The sequence below is a fragment of the Oliverpabstia intestinalis genome (assembly GCF_009696065.1).
Taxonomy (GTDB): Bacteria; Bacillota; Clostridia; order Lachnospirales; family Lachnospiraceae; genus Oliverpabstia; species Oliverpabstia intestinalis.
This window is the reverse complement of sequence record NZ_VUMS01000071.1, coordinates 1-2,642: the sequence shown is the minus strand read 5'-3', so window position 1 is coordinate 2,642 and position 2,642 is coordinate 1. Positions and strand designations below refer to the sequence as shown.

Below are 2,642 nucleotides of genomic sequence, written 5' to 3'. Positions count from 1 at the left end.
TGCAGATTGCCGGCCGAAACGGACATTTGTGCCATATTCGGCGGACACCTAAAGACATAATCAGCGGACAGCCGAGGACATATTAACCGGCCAAAAATCTCCAGATATAATAGAAATATCTCCTGTAAAAACGGAGAAATATTATATCTGGAGGTCCAACTATGGATTACAAAAAAGTGCTAAGGCTCCGCTTCGTGAACCGTCTTAGTTGCCGTGAGATTGCCGAAAGCTGTGGCGATTGCGGCAAAACATCTGTCAATGAGTTTCTAAAGCGTTTTGACGCATGCCCGGAACTCACATATCCTCTTTCTGAGGATGTTACCAATGAGTACATTGAGGGCTTGCTCTACAAGAAGTCCGGTGTACCAGCCGACAAGCTTCTTTATCGAGATTTTAACAAAGAAGCCGTATACAAAGCTCTCGCACGCAAGGGAGAGACTCTGAAGCATCTTTGGCAAAAATACAATGCCATTGGCATTGTAGACGGGAAAAAGCCTATGAGCTACCGTCAGTATTGCAGGCGTTATAGCGAATGGGCAGATTCAAAACAGCTGACATTTCATATCCAGCGTTACCCTGGTGTAAACCTTGAGCTGGACTATGCAGGGAAACAGCTGTATCTGCATAATCGCCGAAATCCGGAAGAAACCACGAAAGTCACCATTTTTATTGCAGCTCTTACTTACAGCGATTACTTTTACGCTGAAGGGATGACCGAGTGTGACATCAAAAACTGGATCCGGGTTAACAACAATGCTCTTGCCTATTTTGGAGGAGTAACGCCAACTATTACCCCAGACAATTGCAAAGTAGCGGTTGCGAAAAACAAGGATTGGATCAGTCCTGTTCTGAATAAAGATTTCCAGGCATGGGCAGAGCATAATGATACGGTTCTGACGCCTGCAAAGGTCAAATCACCTCGTTGGAAGCCGGTTGTAGAAGGCCACGTGAAGATCGTTACCATGCACATCCTTGTGGATATGGAGGATATGATCTTTTACTCCCTGGACGACTTAAATCGCGTCTTGATGGAAAAGGTTGCTGCTGAGAACCGCAAGCCCTTTGAAGGGCTCACCTATTCCCGGTACGATCTCTTTGCAACAGAAGAGAAGGAGACTCTTCTGCCTCTTCCATCCAGTCGATTCGAATACCTGGAACGGAAGACCGTTAAAGTAGCACAAGATTTCTCCTTCACCTTCGACAAAGTCCATTATAGCATGCCACGCAAATATCTGCGACAGGAACTAGAGATTCGGGCCGGAGAAAAGGAAATCTATGTTTACAACAAGCACGGCGATTACATCCGAACTCATAATCGAAGCTATACACCAAAGGATTGGGTAATCATTCCAACCGATATGCCTGCAGAGTACAAAGACTACGGCTATTGGAATATTCCTTATTTTCAGCAGAAAGCATCTGCTATCGGTCCAAGCACACGTGCTTTAATCGATGCGGTGATCCGTAAATACGCTTATCCAGTGCAGTCATTTCGCAGTTGTTTTGGTATTCTGCGCTATGCTGAGAAATACAATCCAGAGACATTGGAAAGCTGCTGTAAAGATGCCGTCTTAGCAGGGAAATGTAACTATTCCTATATCTGTAATACCATCTCCACCTACCACAAGGAGCCACCGAAAGACACTCCCTCTCAGAATAAAAGTAAGGAGTCTCCTTCATCGAGTATATCCGGCACATACAAAGATGACGACAGCAAGTATTCCCTTAAGAACCTGTTGAAACGTCAGGAAACGGAGGCTGGCAATGAAGAATCCTAATGCAGATATCTACGAAATGCTGGACACCCTTTCCCTTCCGGTGGCAGCTCAGCGCTTTATGGAACTCTCTAAAAGCCCGGAACTCTGCAATTATACCGCAATGCAGTTCATTCGTGAGGTTCTGGAACCACAATACATAGAAACACTCAACAATCGATTCGAAACGAATCTGAGGCTCAGCAGCCTGATCAATAAAGGGGCTCAAGTCGAGAAACTCAAGACTGGGAATGGACGAACCTATAATGATGCTACGGTGCAACAGATCTTGCAATTCCACTTCGCTGAGAATAGACAGAATGTCGGAATCTATGGCATAACCGGTGCAGGAAAGTCCTATTTTCTTTCCGCATGTTGTGTGGAGGCATGCCGTAGGAACTATCGCTGTAAGTTTGTGGATTATAGTGATCTGCTGGATGAACTGATCGTCCTGAATCGCCAGGAAGATCTTAACAAGTATCGTAAGCGGATCAAGTATTATGCCCGGATACAGTTACTGTTCATTGATGATTTCTCCATAAGCCGGTACTCCGAAGAGGGGATCAAAATCCTCTATCATCTCCTGAAACTTCGGGATGATCTCGGAACATCTACCCTTTTCAGTTGTCAGTACTCCCCTGATGAATGGGGTAATACACTGAGTTATGAACCGGAATGTTACGGAAAGCTTGATGGAATTCGTCGCAGGCTTACCACCGGCTTTACTGTACTTATTGAGAAGGCATAGGACTTAAGACACCTACAAACTATACTGATTGGCAGAGTGGACAAACGTCCTCTCTGCTGATCTACTGGGCTGTCCGTTTAATATGGCCCAGACTGTCCGGGAAATGCGGCCCTGCTGGCCGCGGAAAGTGGCTGTATGCA

Annotated in this window: 2 protein-coding genes; both read left to right on the top strand. The window is 45.6% G+C overall.

The window, feature by feature from the left end; all coding sequences use genetic code 11:
* The first annotated feature begins 161 nt into the window (after nucleotides 1-161).
* Nucleotides 162-1,778 (top strand): Mu transposase domain-containing protein, encoded by a 1,617-nt coding sequence (locus FYJ57_RS14895; protein WP_154433262.1) that lies wholly within the window; start codon nucleotides 162-164, stop codon nucleotides 1,776-1,778.
* Nucleotides 1,765-2,502 carry an ATP-binding protein gene (locus FYJ57_RS14890; RefSeq protein WP_154433261.1) on the top strand — a complete coding sequence of 246 codons (738 nt, stop codon included), beginning with the start codon at nucleotides 1,765-1,767 and terminating at the stop codon, nucleotides 2,500-2,502. Before FYJ57_RS14895 ends, FYJ57_RS14890 begins: the two co-directional genes overlap by 14 nt.
* Nucleotides 2,503-2,642: the final 140 nt, after the last annotated feature.